The following is a 15,818-nucleotide window of genomic DNA, read 5'->3' as shown; positions in this document are numbered from 1 at the left end:
GCGGGCATGCCGCAGCGCAGTGATAGCCATTCGTCCAGCCCTCCTTAGTCCAGGCAGCAGTCGTCGCTGCACAGTTCTGGATCAGAATGCGGCCCGGCTCCGGGCAGCGCAACTGATTTATTTCAGCTCCACGCCGTGACGAGCCGGCGGGCGTGATCCCGGAGCTCGGCCCGCGGCGGTACGGCGCCGCCGGTGAGGACGATCAGCACGATCGGACCGCAGAGTTCGGCCACCGCGAACTGGTCGTTCGGGAGCTGGCCGAGTTGCGGGCGCAGCTGCTCGAGCACCACCCGGGTCGGACCGGCCAGCAGGTCGGCCGCGGCGACGAGGCCGGCCACCTCGGCATCGTGTTGCGCCTCGCCGAGCAGGGCGCGGTAGCCGACTCCCGCGGGCTCGGCGGTCAGGAACCGGCCCAGGGTGGCCAGGTAGTCGGTGATCGTCCGGACGGGATCCTTGTGAGCTGTGACAGTGAGCTCTGTCCGGGCGTCGTCGGCGCAGGCCTCGATCAGGATGTGCGCCTTGGTCGGCCACCAGCGGTAGACGGTCTGACGGCCGACACCGGCCCGCTCGGCGATGCCCTTCATCGTCATCGCCGAGTAACCGATCTCGGTCAGCAGGTCGTCGACCGCGTAGAGAACGGCCGCACGGGCGGACTCACTGCGAGGGCGCCCGGGAGGAGCGGTCTGAACCATGGCCGTTAGCTTAACGAGTCGCCGTGTGCCGTTACTCGCCGCGGGTAGCCGGCCTGAGCGCCACCGCGACCACCACCGTTCCCGCGACCAAGGTGACGACACTGACCACTCGCAACGCGTCGTGGGCGCCGACAGTAAAGGCATCGGAGAGTCGGTCGTGGCCGCTGGACGCGATGGTGCCGACCACCGCCACCCCGAGTGCGCTGCCGAGCTCGCGAGTAGCCGATTGCAATCCGCCCGCGACGCCTGCCTGCTCGGGTGGCATTGCTGCCATGAGTCCGGCAGTCAGGCTTGGCAGGGCGAGGGCGAGACCCACACCGATGACGACGAGCCACGCGGCGTACGCGAGGTACGGCCCGGCGGTCGACAGGCCGAACAGTCCGCCGCTGATGGCGACGAACGCGGCGGCCAGCGTCACCGGAGTACCGACGCGGTTGATCAGGCCGGGGACGAAGCGGGCGAGGAACAACAGCGGAAGGGCCAGCGGGAGGGTGCCGAACCCGGCTTGCAGGACGGAGTACCCGCGGCCGTACTGCAGCAGCGAGGCATTGAGGAAGAACAACCCGAAGCTGCCGAAGAAGGTGACCAGCATGCCGAGGCTCGAACTGCTGAGCAACGGGATCCGGAACAACCGGGGATCGAGCAGCGGGTGCGGGATCCGGAGCTCGGCGACGACCCAGGCCGCGGCCAGCAGCACGCTCAGGACGAACATTCCGACCACGAGCGGGCTGCGCCAGCCTTGCTCCGGTCCCTCGATGATGCCGATCAACAGCGCCACGGTCGTGCCCACGAACAGGATGGTGCCTGCCGGGTCGAGGCTGCGGGCATGCCTGCTGCTGATCGGCACGGTCCTGGCGACCCAGACCGCGCAGGCCACCGCGATGACGGCGACGGCCGCGAACAAAGTGCGCCAGGACCCACTCGTCAGGAGCGCGGCGCCGCCGGTGTTGCCGATGATTCCGCCCATCCCGGATGCGACTGCCCAGGTGGCCAGCGCGCGGGTACGACGTTCTGGCGGTATCGCGTGAACCAGTACGCCGATGCAGTTGGGCAGTACCAGCGCGGCGCCGAGACCGGTCACCGCGCGGCCGGCCAGCAGCACCGGGATGTTCGGCGCGACGGCGGCGATGGTCGCGCCGACGGCGAAGGCCGCGAGCCCCGCCAGCAGCACGCCTTTGCGGCCGAACCGATCGCCTGCGGCGCCACCCGGGATGACCAGGCAAGCGAACACGACGACGTACGAGTCGACGATCCACAGCAGTTCGGCCGAGTCGGGGTGGAGGTCACTGGCGGCCAGCATGGGCACGGCGAGGTTGGTCGCCGCGACCAGGCCGACCACCAGGACCGTGCAGACGGACACGCAGGCCAGCACGAGGCCGGCGGTGCGGGTCCGGCTGACGGTCGTCAGTTGGACAGAGTTCATCTCACTCGCCGCTGTACGCGCCGGCTTTGATGTCCTCGACCAGCGTCGGGCCGGTCGGCGACCAAGGCAGCTCCGCCCGGGTGATCTCGCTGGAGGCGCTCATCGTCAGCCCGAAGAAGCCTGCGACGAATCCGAAGTGCTCACCTGCATCTGCTGGGGCGATCGACGTGACGGGCAGGTTCAGCGCGATGCCGAGCGCCTCGGCGATCTCGCGGGTGGTGATGGCCTCCTCCGCGACCACGTGCATCCGGAAGCCGGCCGGGGCGTGCTCCATCCCCAACCGGAGCAGGCGTGCCGCGTCCGAGCGGTGCACTGCCGCCCACTCGGTGCTGCCGTCGCCGATGTAGCCCGACACTCCGCGGCGACGCGCCGCGTCGGCCAGGAAGGTGACGAAGCCCCAGTCGCCGACGCCGTGGACGCTCGGCGCGAACCGGGCGATGACAGTCCGGACGCCGCGGTCGGCGTACTCGAGAGCGAGGTTCTCACTGCCACCTCGCGGTGCGTCCGGCCCGAACTCGGGCGACTCGTCGGTCTCCAGCGCCGCCCTCCCCTGCACCAGGCCGGACAGTCCGTTGGCCAGTACGAAGGGCTTGCCGGTCCCGACCAGCGCCTCCGCCATCGTCTCGACCGCGGCGCGCTCGGCCCGGTCGGACTCGGCCGGGTTGCCCCAGTCGTGCTTGTTGGCCAGGTGGATGACCGCGTCCGCCTCGGAGGCGCCACGACGCAGGGAGTCGAGGTCGTCGAGATCCCCGGCGAGGGCGGTCGCTCCCTTCGCCTCCAGCTTGGCCTTCGAGGCGTCCGACCGCGCCAGGCCGATCACGCTGTGGCCCTCGCGCAGCAGTTCGTCGACCGTGGCGGATCCGATCCAGCCGCTGGCGCCGGTAACAAAAACTCTCATCGCAGTGTCCTCTCGTCGGCACCGAATCTGTTTCGGTGCACCGTGTATCGAAAAGATAGCATGATTCGGTGCACGGTGTCTCGTATTGAGGAAATGCCGGAACCAGTCGTCGCTCGGGGTCAGCGAGTCAGCGGGTCAGCGGTCGGCCAGGTCGGTGATGGTGACGTCGATGCCGTCGGTGCCGAAGGGCGGTTCGACCGGACCCAGCAGGTCGGTGATGATCTCGAGGGTGAGGGCTCTGACCTGTTCGCCGAGGGCGGCGAGGTCCTGGCCGTAGGAAGCGACCACCTCGACGACCGCACCGGTGGCGCGGCCTTCCTCGCCCACGAAGGAAACGCGGGCCAACTCGCAGCCCGGCAGCGCGCTGATCGCCACCCGAAGATGGCTGACCAGGACGTGGTCGGCGATGTACAGGGGTCCGCCGCCGTCGGCCTCGGCGAGGATCGGGCGGGAGCGGCGGGTGACCGAGCGCAGCTTCTGCTGGATGTGGGTGGAGATGTCGACCCAGCCCGGCTCGGGCGCTGAGCGGGCCTCGGCCGCTGCGCGACTCAGGATGTCCTCGCTCATCGCCAGTCCTCCAGCTTCTCCTGGAGCGCTATCCGGGCGCGGGCCAACTGCCCCCGCACTACGGTCGGCGTCGTCGCGAGCACCTCGGCGATCTCGTGGTAGCTCATCTCTTCGATCTCACGCAGCAACCAGACAGCTCGTTGCCGGTCGGGCAGCTCGGCCAGCGCGGCGTCGAGCGCTTCGAGCAGCTCGGTCCGGACGGCGGGGTCGACCGGATCGGATCCACCGGCCGGCAACGCGCTGAGCGTCTCGTCGCCCACTGGCGTCGGTCGCTTCTTGCGCAGCAGGTCGATCGCCTTGCGCGCGGTGAGGGTGAACAGCCAGGTCCGCAGGGCAGACTCGCCACGGAATTCGGGAAGCGCCTTCCAGGCCGCGACGAACGCATCCTGGACCACCTCCTCGGCATCGCCGTGATCGTTGAGCATACGGCGCGCGTACCGGAACATCGCCGGACCGTGCCGCTCGATCACCGCCGCGAACGCGTCCGCGTCCCCCAGCGCGGCGGCCCGGCGCAGCGCGTCGTCACCGGCCTGCGACCAACCGTCGGCCCGCGGCCGTACGGTAACTCGCACCGATCCAGTGACCCCGTTCACACGAACAACCTAGGCGACGCGCGTGACGACTGGGTACCTGACGTCGTCTTACTGAGTGTCGAACACTGTTGCAGTAGGCAAACAACTAGGGGACAGCATGGCTGAGACGAGCGTGACCACCAAGGCCGGTACCGGGGTCGTGGCCGATCCGGTGCCGAGCGCACTCGTGAGCGAGTACGGCCGGACCAGCATCGCGGACACCGTGGTGTCGAAGATCGCCGGAATCGCTGCCCGGGAAGTCACCGGCGTACACAACCTCGGCGGCGGCACCGCGCGTGCGGTCGGGCTGCTGCGCGACCGGATCCCCGGCTCCCGGACCAACCTGTCCCAGGGCGTCTCGGTCGAGGTCGGCGAGAAGCAGGCCGCGATCGACATCGAGGTGGTCGCCGACTACGGCGTCAGCATCGCCGACCTGGCCCAGGGCATCCGCCGCAACGTGATCAGCGCGGTCGAGCGAATGACCGGCCTGGAGGTCACCGAGGTCAACATCGCCGTCAGCGACGTCCACCTGGCCGGCGAGGACGACTCCGACGACGACACCACCGAAGAGCTCCCGGAACGCCGCGTCCAATGACCCACCCCACCTCCCCCGGCACCTCACCCGGAGGAACCCACAACACCCCCGGCACCACGCCTCCCGCGCTGCAACCACCCGCAACTGCAGATGCGACGCAGGAGCGCTCGCCTCTGGCGAGTACTCCGCGTGTCACCGCTGGTGGTTCCCCGCCTCGCGCCGCAGACGCCGCGGCGGGCGCTCCGCAGGAGCCGGCAGCCGGAACCCCGGCGGCCTCCAACGAGGTTTCCTCACCCTCACCTCGCGCCGCAGGCGCGGAGGCGGGTGCGGCGACTTCGGCTCAGCCTCCTTCTGCTCCGCCCTCGGCGGAGCTGGCTGAGCGGGTCGCGGCCGCCGTGCGATCCGTGCCTGGAGTGGTCGGCCTGCACGGTGGAGTGTTCGGCGAGGTCGCCACCTATCTGCCCGGGCGGCGGGTCGCCGGCATCCGGATCACCCCTGAGCGTGCCGAGGTCCACCTCACTCTGGTCTGGGGCGAGCCGGTCCGCGCGACCGCGGAGATCGTCCGCGATGTGGTGGGCGAGTTGACCGGAGTACCGGTCTTCGTCACCGTCGAAGACGTGGTCCGCACCACCAGCCTCGAAACCAGTCTCGAGACCAGCAGCAAGACCAGCGTCGCCGGCGCGCTCGACGGCGCCGGCGCCACCTCGACCGCTCCCAGTATCGGCGGCAGCACCGCCGGTTCAATCACCGCCAAGGAGATCTCGTGAGTTATCCGATCATCGGTCTGTTCGCCGGGCTGCTGCTCGCGGTCGCGGCCGCGGCGGGCGGGTTCCTGGGGTTCTTGCTCGCGCTCGTCCTCGGCGGTGTCGGCTACGCGGTCGGACGCTATCTGGAGGGCGCGAAGTCCATCGACGACGTCTTCCGGCCGAAGCGCCGTGGCTGACGACGCTCTGCTCGCCCCCACAGCCGGCACCGAACCCGCGACCGACTTCGGGGCCGCCGCGGATGATCCCGGCACCCGGGGGCGCACGGAGATCAAGACCCGGGTGACCGAACGGATCGCCGAACTGGCGGCCACCAAGGTCCCCGGCGTCGCCCGTCAGGATGCCAGCTTCGGCCGGGGCCTACCGCGTGCGGAGGCGCGGCAGGCCGGCGAGCGGGTCCGGCTCCAGGTCAGGATCGCTGTCCTCTGGGGCCGCCCGCTCGCCCAGGTCGCCGCCGACACCCGCACGGCAGTCGCCGAGCAGGTGAACGCGTTGACCGGTCTCATCGTCGACACCGTCGACGTGGACATCGACACCGTCCTTCCCGTCCGCGAACTCGCGGTCGCCGAGCCGCCGCGGAGGGTCTTGTGACAGAGAAACTTGGCAGCGGAGCCAAACGCCCGGTCCGTACTCCGGCTGTCGTCACCGTCGCCGCTCTCTCGGCGATCGCGCTCGGCCTGCTCGGCGCCGCCGCGATTCGCGATGCCCTGCAAGGACTCGACGTGATCCAGGGCGAGTCCTGGTCCGGCTGGCTGGCCGAGCGCCTCAAGCTGATCGAGCCCGCCGACTGGATGCTGCCGGCCGGCATCGCCGCAGTACTGATCGGCCTGTGGTTCGTGATCGCGGCGCTCAAGCCTCGCCGTACGACGCAGTGGCGGGTCGGTGAGTCCGCGGTCTGGATCCGCCCCAAGGACGCCGCGCGGCTCGCCGCCGGTGCGGCCTCGGAGGTCGGTTCGGTGCTCTCGGCAACGACCTCGGCGGGTCGCCGGAAGATCACCGTGAACGCCGTCAGCACCACCGATGCCGCTCACGTCGACGAGGAACTCACCACCGCGGTCACGAACCGGCTGGCACCGCTGAACCGCCCACCCCGTATCCGCATCCGGGTGCGACTGGAGGAACGCTGAGATGGGCCGAGGACTGATTGCCCTGGACCGCGTGGCCGCCTTCGTGCTGGGCCTGCTGCTGCTCGCGGGTGGCGCCGCCGCACTCGCCTGGAAGTACGACGTCTTCGCCGACGCTCCTGATCGCATCCGGCTGCCCGACCTGCCGAACCTGGTCACCGAAGATTGGTGGCCTTGGGCAATCGGCGCGGCCGGGATCACCTTCGTGCTGATGGCGTTGAGCTGGCTGCTGCGGCACATCCCGCGCCGCCGGATCAACCGGCTCTCCCTCGAAGGCAGTTCGGCGGAAGGCCGGCTCACCGCCGACGTCGACTCGGCAGTCGGCGCCGCCGCGCAAGTCCTCGCCGGTACGCCGAACGTCCGCTCCTGCAGCGGTCACCTGATCACCGACCGCGGCGAGGTGGTCGCCGAGCTCAAGACCACGATCGAACCCGACACAGACCTCGACCAGCTCCGGCTCGCCACTGAGCAGGTGCTGACCGAGCTACACCAGATGGTCGGCCGCGAAGAGCTCCGCACCCGAGTGCTCCTCCGTACCGCCCGCCAGCAGACCACAAGCCCACGAGTGATCTGAACCGACGCACTTAATGGAACTGCGAGCGTGCTGTCGGGCGTAGACGTAACTGCTGCGGGGATGCGATCGAGCGGCGGGTGATCTCGGGGAGCACCTTGTCCTGCCAGGCCGTCGAGGCGTCCAGCTGCCGGCGGTGTTCGGCGTACGCCGTGTCGCTCGGGAAGCTCGCGAACCAGGCGAGCACGATCTCGTCCCGCAGCGGCAGCGCCGGAAAGTTGTTCTCGGCAACGAGTGTCTCGAAGGTCGCGGCGATCGTGGCGCCGGTGCCGGTCAGCGCCGGGGCGATCTGCTCGGCGAAGTACTCGCTGAAACCGTCGTCGATCGAGCTGCGGTGGTAGACCGCACCGGCGACCACCGACGACGCAATCTCGGTGGCGCCGATCGGCGGCCGGGCAGCATTCAGGTCCGGGTAGCCGTCGCGTAGCTCGATCGGCCGCAGCAGCAGGGCGTTGTCGGAGTCCAGCATCGTCTCGTTGGCTTCCGACCCGCGCGCCTTCCAGACCGGCCCGTAGTAGAAACCGTTCAGCGCCGCAGCCCGGGTCGGGAGGTCGGTGAAGCCACGCAGCCAGACGAAGCGATCCGGATCATCGAGATCCCGGAACTGCCCGGCGATGTGCATGCCGTGCTCCTCCTGACCCTCGACGAACGCTTCGTCGAAGACCCGGATCAAATCGTCGCGGCGTCCCGGATGCAGGGTGTACTGGCGCAGATCCACCACGGCACAGCACTTCTCGTCGCCCATCTGTCTCCTTCGGTCGACTCCCAGTCAATCGCGGAACCCTGACAATCCCTGTCAGCGTTTGTCGGCCGGGTACCAAGTCGCGATGATCGACGAAGCGCGCCTGTCCACGTATCTGCAGGACCACTACGCCGGGTCCGCGGCCGGGATCGAGCTGTTCAAACGAGCCGCCGACCAGCAGAGCGACCCAGTCGTCCGTACTGCGCTGGCAAAGATGGTGCAGGAGGTCGAGGAGGAGCGCACCGCGTTGGAGCGCTACCTGGCCGCGATCGGCGCCAAGCCGGATCCGCTCAAGAACGCCGGCGCCTGGGCGGCCGAGAAGCTGGCCCGGCTGAAGCCGAACGGCGAACTCATCCGCCGCTCCCCGCTGAGCGATGTGGTCGAGCTGGAAGCGCTCCGGATCGCGGTCGAGGGCAAGGCCGCCGGCTTCCGTCTTCTCCGCGCACTGGCCGACGACGAACCTCGCTTCGACGCCGCCGAGCTGGACAGCCTGCTGACCCAGGTGGACCAGCAGATCGAGGACCTGGAGGTGCTGCGGATGAGCACCGCCACCAAGGTCTTCCGCGGCCACGCCTGAGCAACAGCTCTGCGAATACCTCGCTTGAGCAGTAGCTAACAAAGACCGCAGCCCCCGGCAGATGCCGGGGGCTGCGATCTTCTGGTAATTGCTGGTTACGTGAAGATGCTCACGCCACCGGGCCCGACCAGCAGGCCGACCACGATCAGTGCGGCGCCCATCAGGAGCTGACCGCGAACGAGGGAGACGATCCCGGAGATGACGAGGATCGCCGCGATGATCCAGAGAATGGTGAGCATGTCGTGCCTTTCTCTCTGAGCCGGAAGCGGACACCGACTTCCGGCGGCTGTACCCCGTGCATGTACACGTCGAGGACCCCTCCCGACGCTCTTGCCGACCATCAGGTGCCCGCCGCCGACCCCCGCAAACGGTGTCCGGATCGGAAGACGGGATTCAAACAGCTGTAACACGGGCGGCCTTGCGTGCGCCGACGGTGTTTGGTCTGGTGGAGGGAGTGGTTCAGCAATGACGCCACTCGCCGCAGGACGACACGACGGGGTCTCTCACCGTGACGATCACACCTGTCCGTAGTACCGAAGCCCGCAGTACCGAAGCACGTAGTACCGAATCCCAGCAGTTGATCGCCGATTCCACCCAGGAGTTGCTGGCCCGGGCGGAAGGTCTGCCCGAGCTCGAGCGGCAGCAACTCCTCGACGAGGTGATCCTGCTGAACGCGCCGGTGGCGCGCTCGATCGCCTCCCGCTACCGCCGCAAGGGCGTGGACACCGACGATCTCGAGCAGGTCGCCTATCTCGGGCTGGTGAAAGCCGCCAACGGCTACCGCCCCGACGCCTCGAGCGCCTTCCTCTCGTACGCCGTACCGACGATCCGTGGTGAGCTGAAGCGCTATTTCCGCGACTGCGCGTGGGTGGTCCGTCCGCCGCGCCGGGTCCAGGAGATGCAGGGCTCGATCGCGGCCGCCGAGCCGGAACTCACCCAGCAGCTCGGTCATCTGCCCAGCGACCAGGAGACCGCTGACGCGTTGGGCACCGAGGCCGGCGAGGTCGCCGAGGCGGCGTCCGTGCGCGGCTGTTTCAACACGCTCTCGCTGGACGCCCCGGCCGCAGCGGACAACGGCGCCCGGCTGGCCGACACCGTGGCCGATGCGGAGGTCGGCTACGAGCTGGTCGAGAACGTCTCCACCCTGGCACCGGCGGTCTCGGATCTCGACGACCGCGATCGGCAGATCCTGGCGCTGCGCTTCTGCGGCGGGCTCACCCAGGAGGAGATCGGCAACGAGCTCGGGGTCAGCCAGATGCAGGTCTCCCGGCTGCTCCGCGGCATCCTCGACCGGCTGCGTGCGGACCTCACCAAGCCCGTTGACCAGGCCCGTTGATTGAGAACCCTGCCGCCGGGGCACCGGGGGCAGGTCCGCATCGCATCGACAGAGGAGCAATCGTGGGTATCGGTGACAAGATCAAGAACGCCGCTGAAGACGCCAAGGGCAAGGTCAAGGAGATGACCGGCGACGCGACGGACAACGAGGACCTGCAGGCCGAGGGCAAGGCGGACCAGTCCGTCGCCGACCTGAAGCAGGCGGGCGAGAAGGCCAAGGACGCCTTCAAGCACTGACCAGTTCTTCTCGGGGAGTTGAGCCCCGACCGCGACCGGATCTTCGGGTAGCGTCGGTCGGGTGGACTTCGACGAAGCGGCCGACGCGCTGTACGCAGCGCCGTCGGCCGACTTCATTTCCCGGCGCAACGAGCTCGCCAAGGAGCTGAAGGCGGCCGGGGACCAGCTGGGTTCGACCCGGCTGAAAGCACTGCGGAAGCCGACCGTCGCCGCCTGGCTGGCAAATCTGGTCGCCCGCGAGCTGCCCGACGATGTCGACGATTTGCTGGCGCTGGGCGACGAGTTCCGCGCGGCGACCGCCGACCTCGACGGTGAGCGGCTCCGCGATCTCACGCCGAAGCGGCACAAGCTGCTCGACCAGCTGGCCAAGTCGGCCGCCGGTCTCGCCGATCGCGAAGGGCAGAAGGTCAGCGCGGATGTCGCGCAGAAGCTCCGCGAGACCCTTGATGCCGCACTGGTCGATCCGGCCGCTGGGGAGGCGGTTCGCGACGCACGACTGACCAGCGCGCTGCGGCATGTCGGCTTCGGGGTGGTCGACGAGAGTGGCGAGCCTTCCAACGTCACCGCGCTGACCGACGAACGGCGTCAGCGGGCGAAGGATCGCCGCCGGGCCAAGGACAACGCGGAAGCCGAGCCCGAGGTTGATACCGAGTCTCCTGCGGAGAGGGCCAAGCGCGAGAAGGCCGAGAAAGAAGAGGCCGACCGTGAGGCGGCGGAGAAACTGGCCGCCCAGAAGGAGTTCGAGGACGCGGTCACCGCGGCGGAGGCTGCCGAGGCGACGGTTGCCGATCTCGACACCCAGCTCACCGATGCCCGGGACGCGCTGATCGAGGCGCAGGAGGCCGTGCACCGGATCGGCGAGGAGCTGGACGAGGCCCGCAAGGCCGCCCGGGCGGCGCAGAAGGAAAGTCGCGAGGCGCGGAAGCGGTACAACCGGCTCTGATCTGGGTACTCGGGGCTTGAGCGGCCCACCAGAGAGGACACAGACGATGGCACGCGCGATCTGGAGTGGGTTCATCAGCTTCGGCCTGGTCTCCGTACCGGTCGGCCTGTACTCCGCGACGCAGGAGCACGAGCTCGACTTCCACCAGTTCCAGCGCGGTACCTCGGACCGGATCCGCTACAAGCGGGTCAACGAGCGCACCGGGCGAGAGGTCGACTACGAGAAGATCGTCAAGGGCCACGACGTCGGCGGCGGCGAGTACGTGATCGTCGAGCAGGAGGAGCTGGCCGACATCGCGCCCGGCCGCTCGCGCTCCCTGGAGATCAGCCGCTTCGTCGACCTCGACGAGATCGACCCGATCCACTTCCAGAAGAGCTACTACCTGGCGCCCTCGGACGGCGATAACGCATCGTCGTACGGGCTGCTCCGGGACGCCCTGGCCAAGACGAACCGGGCGGGTATCGCGTCCTTCGTGATGCGCAGCAAGGAGTACCTCGCCGCGATCCGTGCCGACGGCAACGTTCTCGTCCTGGAGACGATGTTCTTCGCCGACGAGATCCGCGATCCGTCCAAGGAACTCGGCACCCTGCCTGCCAAGGCCCGCACCACCAAACAACTCTCGATGGCCGTCGACCTGGTCGAAGCGATGAGCGGCACCTGGCGCCCCGGCGACTACAAAGACAGCTACACCGAACGCGTGAAGAAGCTGGTCGCCGACAAACGCAAGGGCAAGGAAATCGTCCTCACCGAGGAAGCCCCCGAGGCGACCACCAGCACCGACCTGGTCACCGCGCTGCGAGCCAGCGTCGAAGCCGCCCGCGCCCGCCGGGCCGGCGGCCAGAAAACCCCGGCGAAGAAGGCCCCAGCCAAGAAGACCACCGCCGCCGCCGCGAAGAAGGTACCCGCGAAGAAAACCGCAGCCGCAAAGAAGACCACTGCTGCGAAGAAGACCACTGCCAAGAAGGCGACCACCAAGGCCCCAGCAAAGAAGACCGCCAAGAAGGCTTCCAAGAAGGCCGCCTGAGCCGCATGCTCAAGGCCTTGAAGAAGCCCCCTGCCTGGGTCAACTTCCTGCTGACCGGCATCCCCTTCGGCGCCGCGCTGGGTGCCTACAGCAAGATCGACGGCAAGAGCACCGGCTTCGCCATGATCTCCGGAGCCATCACCGGACTGCTCTTCGGCCCATCCTCCGTCGCTGGCAGGTCGCGCAGCTGATCATCTGGAGCCTCTTGCTGGTCTTCAACATCCTGCAAGTGCTCGACGAGTTCTCACTCCTCCGCGCGCTCTTGACCCCGCTCTACTTCTTCCTGGTCGTCTACCAGTTCTACCGACCGTGGTACCTCCACCAGCGGATCGAGCAGCTCAGCAACTAGCACACTGCAACAACCTGCAATCCTTCAAAAGCAGGTGCACCACCCAACCAGCGCGGGTACTGCCAGCCCATGCGCGCATCGCTGAAGAAAATCCCACTCTGGGCAGCCGGTCTCCTGTGTGCCGTGATCTTCGGTTCGTCCATGGGCGCTTACACCAAGTACGAGGGCGGAAGTAGCGACTTCGCCCTTGTCTCCGGGGTGGTCAGCGGGCTCGGCATCCTGCTCGTGGTGATCTTGATCGTCCGCAGACAGGATTTCGCCACGCAAGCGGCGCTAGGAGATCTGCCGGCAGCCGTACGCCGTGGTGCGTATCAAGCGCAACGACGCAGCCGCCCGGTCCCCACCGATCCAGAGGTTCGGTCGGCGGCGATCAGATTGGCCGAGTACCGGCTGGTCCAGCTCCTCCGCTGGCGCAACGTCGTCGTGGTCGGCTGGGGGCTCTGGCTGGCCTTCAGTGTCTTCACCCTGATTCGCCAGCCTTCGCTCTGGCGCCTTGGGTTGGTGGTGCTCTACCTCTTCCTGATCGGCCAGCAGTTCTACCTCACCAGGTCTCTCCGCAACCGGGTCGAAGTTCTCAAAGCCGAGTCCGAAGGAGACTGAAGAGTCATGCGCGCTTCGCTGAAGAAGATCCCACTCTGGGGCAGTGTCGCTTTGCTGGGTGGTGTCGTTTTCGGGCTTGCGATGGGGTTCTACACCAAGTACGACGGTGCGAGTACCAGGTTCGCCGTCGTGGGAGGGGTGCTCACCGGGCTGAGTTTCGGTCTGGTGACGGCTCTGGCCTGTCGCAGACTGATCCGGCGATGGCAAGACGCGCTAGGTGACATTCCATCGCCGGTACGCCGCGCCGCCGACCGGGCGCTGTGGCGTTGGCGGCCTGTCCCCGCTGATCCGGAGGTCAGGGCAGCGGCGATCAAGGTGGCCGAGTACCGGCTGGCTCAGCTCGTTGTCTGGCGAAGCCGCTCACTGGTTCTCTGGGGGATCCTCCTGGCCCTCAGTATTTTGCTCTTGGTCCGTGATGTTTCACTCTGGCGGATATTTGACGTGCTGGTCTTTGTCTTCTTCCTCAGCCAGCAGTTCTACGCTCCCAGGGCTCTTCGTCGACGGATCGAGGTTCTTGAAGGCGGTTAGCGCAGGGTTTCCAGGAGGATGGTTCGGAGTTGGCTGGCTGGGCTGCGGGGGCCTGCGTCTGAGCGGATGGCTACGTAGCCGGTGTTGAGGGGCGGCAGTTCGGGGTCGGCCAGCAACTGCAGGCGGCCTGCGTCTAGGTCGTCCTGACACAGGTAGAGCGGCAGGACGCTGGCACCTGCTCCGGCTAGCACCGCGCTCAACACGCCTCGCAAGTCCGGTACGACGACTGCGACGCTTCGGGTGAGGCGGGTGCCGAAGACGCTGCGCCAATAGCGTCTGAGGATCGGCGCCTCCTCGGCGTACGCGACCAGCGGAATGTGGCGCAGCTGGTCGGGCGTGGTGACCGGCGTACCGGAGTACCAGCTCGGTGCTGCCACCAGCGCGAAGGTTTCGTCGTACAGCGGTGTCACCCGTACGCCGGCCCGGCGCGGGCGGACCGAGCTGATGACCACGTCGAGCGAGCGTGCGACCAGGCCGTCGATCAGCTCGTCCGGCAATCCGAAGCGGGTGCGGAGCTGCAGCCCATCGGCCACTCGGCCGGCCAGCGCGGGCAGCACCTGGTGGCTGATGAAATCGGCCGGACCGCCGAGGTGGACCGTCCCGGCGATCTCCAGTTCGTCGACCACCAGACCCTGCAGCGTGTCGATCGGGTCGCCGACTCGGCGGGCCAGCTCGTCGCCGGCGGCGGTCGCCAGTACGCCGCGCGCCTGCCGCTCGAACAGCGGCCGCCCGATCGCCGCCTCCAGCGCCTGGAGATGCGCCGTCACGGTCGGCTGGGACAACCCCAGCTGCTCCGCCCCGGCCGTGATCGAGCCGGCGCGGTGGATCGCCAGGAAGCTCCGCAGCAGGTCAAGTGAGATCGACACATCGGAAATCCTATGCCTTTGTCGATCTATCCCTATTGGTCTCCGATAGGTCGACCTGGTCATGATGGACGCATGACACGCGTACTGATTGCCCTCACCAGCCACTCCGAGCTCGGCGACACCGGCCGGAGTACCGGCTTCTACGCCTCCGAGGCCGCCGAGCCGTGGAGCGTCTTCACCCAGGCCGGATTCGAGGTCGAGGTGGTCTCGGTCGCCGGTGGCAAGCCGCCGGTCGACGGCGTCGACGAGGCCGACCCGGCCCAGCAGCAGTTCTTCGCCGAGGCCGACCTGGAGCACACCCGGACCGCGGCCGACCTGAACGCCACCGACTACGACGCGATCTTCTACGCCGGCGGGCACGGCGCGATGTGGGACTTCCCCGGCGACAAGGCCCTGGCCTCGCTGGCCGCCGGGATCTACGAGAACGGCGGCGTGGTCGCAGCGGTCTGCCACGGCCCGGCAGCGCTGGTCGAGCTCCGGCTGACCGACGGCAGCTACCTGGTCGACGGCAAGAACGTCGCAGCCTTCACCAACGCCGAGGAGAACGCGGTCGGCCTCACCGAGGTGGTCCCGTTCCTGCTGGCCGACGCGCTGACCGCGCACGGCGCGATCCACCACCCTGCAGCCGACTTCACCGACCAGGTCGTCACCGACGGCCGTCTCGTCACCGGGCAGAACCCCGCGTCGGCACGCAGTACTGCGGATGCAGTGACCGCGGTGCTCACAAAGGCCTAAGGCAGCAGATAGGCGCCGGGGTTCGCGGGCGCCCCGGCGTCGAGCCAGCGATGGAAGCCGTCGGGGTTGCGCCGCTCGAACTCGTCCAGGCAGATCCGCCGCACCTCGGCAACCGCCTGCCGATCGCGCGGCCCAGCACCGTGCGCGAGCGTCTTGCTCGTCTCACCCCAAACTCCGCACAGCTCCTCGATCGACAGCGGGCACTGCAGCGAGGCGATCAGCTTCTCGTCGGCGAGGTGGTCCTCATGCGTCAGTTCGCCGTGCTCCAGATCGCCCTGCTCCAGATCCCCGTACTCCGGATCGCGCCGCCGCCGTCGGCGCCAAGGTCGCCGCTCGCGCCGGGTGTCCGGCAGCGCCAGATCGACCAGCACGAACACGATCGCGGCGATCAGCACGATCAGCACCCCGATCGCTCCCCCGCCGAGCAGATGGGCCAACCCCGGCACCGCGAGCACAGCTCCAGCGGCAGCCGCAGCGATCAGCGACGGCGACCCGTACGGCGACTCGTCAGCGAGGTGTTTGATCACCGCGGCCAGCGGCCAGATCAGCGCGAACACCACGGCGAGCAGCACCGATGCGGCCAGCGGACCGAGCAGCAGTACCCCGGCCAGCAGCCCGGCCGTGCCGATGCCCACGCCGGCGGCCACCGCCGTACGCCGAAGCCAGAGGGGAACGCGCATCTCACCCACCCGTGAAGAAACTGCCTGCTTGATCAACGAGTTTCCCGGGCGTTCCG

General features: G+C 68.5%; 24 protein-coding genes. 15 read left to right on the top strand and 9 right to left on the bottom strand.

Features of this window, described 5'->3' with window-relative positions:
- Window positions 1-122: 122 nt before the first annotated feature.
- From AB0P21_RS37705 to AB0P21_RS37685, 5 genes are all read right to left on the bottom strand, one after another.
- Window positions 123-692, bottom strand: a complete 570-nt coding sequence (locus tag AB0P21_RS37705) for a TetR/AcrR family transcriptional regulator (RefSeq protein WP_363703637.1) — start codon at window positions 690-692, stop codon at window positions 123-125.
- A gap of 31 nt (window positions 693-723) precedes the next feature.
- On the bottom strand, window positions 724-2,115 hold the full coding sequence (locus AB0P21_RS37700) for an MFS transporter (RefSeq protein WP_363703635.1): 1,392 nt from the start codon (window positions 2,113-2,115) through the stop codon (window positions 724-726).
- Window position 2,116: 1 nt separating this feature from the next.
- The gene (locus tag AB0P21_RS37695) at window positions 2,117-3,013 is read right to left on the bottom strand and encodes an SDR family oxidoreductase (RefSeq protein ID WP_363703633.1); all 897 of its coding nucleotides are present in this window, start codon (window positions 3,011-3,013) and stop codon (window positions 2,117-2,119) included.
- Window positions 3,014-3,148: 135 nt separating this feature from the next.
- Window positions 3,149-3,580 (bottom strand): hypothetical protein, encoded by a 432-nt coding sequence (locus AB0P21_RS37690; RefSeq protein WP_363703631.1) that lies wholly within the window; start codon window positions 3,578-3,580, stop codon window positions 3,149-3,151.
- A complete protein-coding gene (locus AB0P21_RS37685) occupies window positions 3,577-4,152 on the bottom strand; it encodes a sigma-70 family RNA polymerase sigma factor (RefSeq protein ID WP_363703629.1) in 576 nt (191 codons plus the stop codon). Before AB0P21_RS37685 ends, AB0P21_RS37690 begins: the two co-directional genes overlap by 4 nt.
- A gap of 118 nt (window positions 4,153-4,270) precedes the next feature.
- Between AB0P21_RS37685 and AB0P21_RS37680 the strand changes: the two genes are divergently transcribed.
- The 6 genes from AB0P21_RS37680 (at window position 4,271) to AB0P21_RS37655 (ending at window position 7,149) form a co-directional block, all read left to right on the top strand.
- Window positions 4,271-4,747, top strand: coding sequence for an Asp23/Gls24 family envelope stress response protein (locus tag AB0P21_RS37680; RefSeq protein WP_363703627.1), 477 nt, complete (start codon window positions 4,271-4,273; stop codon window positions 4,745-4,747).
- 344 nt (window positions 4,748-5,091) lie between these two features.
- Entirely contained in the window at window positions 5,092-5,454 is a 363-nt protein-coding gene (locus AB0P21_RS37675; RefSeq protein ID WP_363703625.1) for a hypothetical protein, read from the top strand.
- Window positions 5,451-5,630: a DUF2273 domain-containing protein gene (locus tag AB0P21_RS37670; protein ID WP_328333517.1), complete on the top strand. Its 180-nt coding sequence runs from the start codon at window positions 5,451-5,453 to the stop codon at window positions 5,628-5,630. The genes AB0P21_RS37675 and AB0P21_RS37670 overlap by 4 nt, the downstream gene beginning before the upstream one ends.
- Entirely contained in the window at window positions 5,623-6,042 is a 420-nt protein-coding gene (locus AB0P21_RS37665; RefSeq protein WP_363703623.1) for an Asp23/Gls24 family envelope stress response protein, read from the top strand. Before AB0P21_RS37670 ends, AB0P21_RS37665 begins: the two co-directional genes overlap by 8 nt.
- Window positions 6,039-6,578 (top strand): DUF6286 domain-containing protein, encoded by a 540-nt coding sequence (locus AB0P21_RS37660; protein ID WP_363703621.1) that lies wholly within the window; start codon window positions 6,039-6,041, stop codon window positions 6,576-6,578. Before AB0P21_RS37665 ends, AB0P21_RS37660 begins: the two co-directional genes overlap by 4 nt.
- 1 nt (window position 6,579) lies before the next feature.
- The gene (locus AB0P21_RS37655; RefSeq protein WP_363703619.1) at window positions 6,580-7,149 is read left to right on the top strand and encodes a hypothetical protein; all 570 of its coding nucleotides are present in this window, start codon (window positions 6,580-6,582) and stop codon (window positions 7,147-7,149) included.
- 10 nt (window positions 7,150-7,159) lie between these two features.
- Here the strand turns inward: AB0P21_RS37655 and AB0P21_RS37650 are convergent, their stop codons facing one another.
- Window positions 7,160-7,891, bottom strand: a complete 732-nt coding sequence (locus AB0P21_RS37650) for an NIPSNAP family protein (RefSeq protein ID WP_363703617.1) — start codon at window positions 7,889-7,891, stop codon at window positions 7,160-7,162.
- Window positions 7,892-7,973: 82 nt separating this feature from the next.
- Between AB0P21_RS37650 and AB0P21_RS37645 the strand changes: the two genes are divergently transcribed.
- Window positions 7,974-8,465, top strand: a complete 492-nt coding sequence (locus AB0P21_RS37645; RefSeq protein ID WP_363703615.1) for a hypothetical protein — start codon at window positions 7,974-7,976, stop codon at window positions 8,463-8,465.
- Between the two features lie 95 nt (window positions 8,466-8,560).
- Here the strand turns inward: AB0P21_RS37645 and AB0P21_RS37640 are convergent, their stop codons facing one another.
- Window positions 8,561-8,704, bottom strand: a complete 144-nt coding sequence (locus AB0P21_RS37640) for a GPGG-motif small membrane protein (RefSeq protein WP_270134053.1) — start codon at window positions 8,702-8,704, stop codon at window positions 8,561-8,563.
- A gap of 269 nt (window positions 8,705-8,973) precedes the next feature.
- Between AB0P21_RS37640 and AB0P21_RS37635 the strand changes: the two genes are divergently transcribed.
- The 7 genes from AB0P21_RS37635 (at window position 8,974) to AB0P21_RS37605 (ending at window position 13,481) form a co-directional block, all read left to right on the top strand.
- Window positions 8,974-9,801, top strand: a complete 828-nt coding sequence (locus AB0P21_RS37635; RefSeq protein WP_363703612.1) for a sigma-70 family RNA polymerase sigma factor — start codon at window positions 8,974-8,976, stop codon at window positions 9,799-9,801.
- A gap of 62 nt (window positions 9,802-9,863) precedes the next feature.
- Window positions 9,864-10,037, top strand: coding sequence for a CsbD family protein (locus tag AB0P21_RS37630; RefSeq protein WP_363703610.1), 174 nt, complete (start codon window positions 9,864-9,866; stop codon window positions 10,035-10,037).
- A gap of 61 nt (window positions 10,038-10,098) precedes the next feature.
- Window positions 10,099-10,980, top strand: coding sequence for a hypothetical protein (locus AB0P21_RS37625; RefSeq protein WP_363703608.1), 882 nt, complete (start codon window positions 10,099-10,101; stop codon window positions 10,978-10,980).
- 46 nt (window positions 10,981-11,026) lie between these two features.
- Window positions 11,027-12,004 carry a Ku protein gene (locus tag AB0P21_RS37620; protein ID WP_363703606.1) on the top strand — a complete coding sequence of 326 codons (978 nt, stop codon included), beginning with the start codon at window positions 11,027-11,029 and terminating at the stop codon, window positions 12,002-12,004.
- Between the two features lie 17 nt (window positions 12,005-12,021).
- Window positions 12,022-12,195: a hypothetical protein gene (locus AB0P21_RS37615; RefSeq protein ID WP_363703604.1), complete on the top strand. Its 174-nt coding sequence runs from the start codon at window positions 12,022-12,024 to the stop codon at window positions 12,193-12,195.
- A 299-nt stretch (window positions 12,196-12,494) separates the two neighbouring features.
- Window positions 12,495-12,953 (top strand): hypothetical protein, encoded by a 459-nt coding sequence (locus AB0P21_RS37610; RefSeq protein WP_363703602.1) that lies wholly within the window; start codon window positions 12,495-12,497, stop codon window positions 12,951-12,953.
- A 6-nt stretch (window positions 12,954-12,959) separates the two neighbouring features.
- Window positions 12,960-13,481, top strand: a complete 522-nt coding sequence (locus tag AB0P21_RS37605; RefSeq protein ID WP_363703600.1) for a hypothetical protein — start codon at window positions 12,960-12,962, stop codon at window positions 13,479-13,481.
- Here the strand turns inward: AB0P21_RS37605 and AB0P21_RS37600 are convergent.
- Entirely contained in the window at window positions 13,478-14,347 is an 870-nt protein-coding gene (locus AB0P21_RS37600) for a LysR family transcriptional regulator (protein ID WP_363703598.1), read from the bottom strand. The two genes, AB0P21_RS37605 and AB0P21_RS37600, sit on opposite strands and share 4 nt — an antisense overlap.
- A 72-nt stretch (window positions 14,348-14,419) precedes the next feature.
- Between AB0P21_RS37600 and AB0P21_RS37595 the strand changes: the two genes are divergently transcribed.
- Entirely contained in the window at window positions 14,420-15,082 is a 663-nt protein-coding gene (locus AB0P21_RS37595) for a type 1 glutamine amidotransferase domain-containing protein (RefSeq protein WP_363703596.1), read from the top strand.
- On the opposite strand, the gene AB0P21_RS37590 is transcribed toward AB0P21_RS37595, so the two are convergent.
- A complete protein-coding gene (locus tag AB0P21_RS37590) occupies window positions 15,079-15,762 on the bottom strand; it encodes a hypothetical protein (RefSeq protein WP_363703594.1) in 684 nt (227 codons plus the stop codon). The two genes, AB0P21_RS37595 and AB0P21_RS37590, sit on opposite strands and share 4 nt — an antisense overlap.
- Window positions 15,763-15,818: the final 56 nt, after the last annotated feature.

The sequence above is a fragment of the Kribbella sp. NPDC056861 genome (assembly GCF_040687575.1).
GTDB lineage: Bacteria > Actinomycetota > Actinomycetes > Propionibacteriales > Kribbellaceae > Kribbella.
The sequence above is the reverse complement of the archived record's forward strand: the minus strand, read 5'-3'. Positions and strand labels throughout refer to the sequence as shown.

Excerpts from the sequence above, each read along its gene's own strand:
- AB0P21_RS37705 (WP_363703637.1), bottom strand. The coding sequence starts at position 692 with ATGGTTCAGACCGCTCCTCCCGGGCGCCCTCGCAGTGAGTCCGCCCGT.
- AB0P21_RS37700 (WP_363703635.1), bottom strand. The coding sequence starts at position 2,115 with ATGAACTCTGTCCAACTGACGACCGTCAGCCGGACCCGCACCGCCGGC.
- AB0P21_RS37695 (WP_363703633.1), bottom strand. The coding sequence starts at position 3,013 with ATGAGAGTTTTTGTTACCGGCGCCAGCGGCTGGATCGGATCCGCCACG.
- AB0P21_RS37690 (WP_363703631.1), bottom strand. The coding sequence starts at position 3,580 with ATGAGCGAGGACATCCTGAGTCGCGCAGCGGCCGAGGCCCGCTCAGCG.
- AB0P21_RS37680 (WP_363703627.1), top strand. The coding sequence starts at position 4,271 with ATGGCTGAGACGAGCGTGACCACCAAGGCCGGTACCGGGGTCGTGGCC.
- AB0P21_RS37655 (WP_363703619.1), top strand. The coding sequence starts at position 6,580 with ATGGGCCGAGGACTGATTGCCCTGGACCGCGTGGCCGCCTTCGTGCTG.
- AB0P21_RS37650 (WP_363703617.1), bottom strand. The coding sequence starts at position 7,891 with ATGGGCGACGAGAAGTGCTGTGCCGTGGTGGATCTGCGCCAGTACACC.
- AB0P21_RS37645 (WP_363703615.1), top strand. The coding sequence starts at position 7,974 with ATGATCGACGAAGCGCGCCTGTCCACGTATCTGCAGGACCACTACGCC.
- AB0P21_RS37640 (WP_270134053.1), bottom strand. The coding sequence starts at position 8,704 with ATGCTCACCATTCTCTGGATCATCGCGGCGATCCTCGTCATCTCCGGG.
- AB0P21_RS37620 (WP_363703606.1), top strand. The coding sequence starts at position 11,027 with ATGGCACGCGCGATCTGGAGTGGGTTCATCAGCTTCGGCCTGGTCTCC.
- AB0P21_RS37610 (WP_363703602.1), top strand. The coding sequence starts at position 12,495 with ATGGGCGCTTACACCAAGTACGAGGGCGGAAGTAGCGACTTCGCCCTT.
- AB0P21_RS37605 (WP_363703600.1), top strand. The coding sequence starts at position 12,960 with ATGCGCGCTTCGCTGAAGAAGATCCCACTCTGGGGCAGTGTCGCTTTG.
- AB0P21_RS37595 (WP_363703596.1), top strand. The coding sequence starts at position 14,420 with ATGACACGCGTACTGATTGCCCTCACCAGCCACTCCGAGCTCGGCGAC.
- AB0P21_RS37590 (WP_363703594.1), bottom strand. The coding sequence starts at position 15,762 with ATGCGCGTTCCCCTCTGGCTTCGGCGTACGGCGGTGGCCGCCGGCGTG.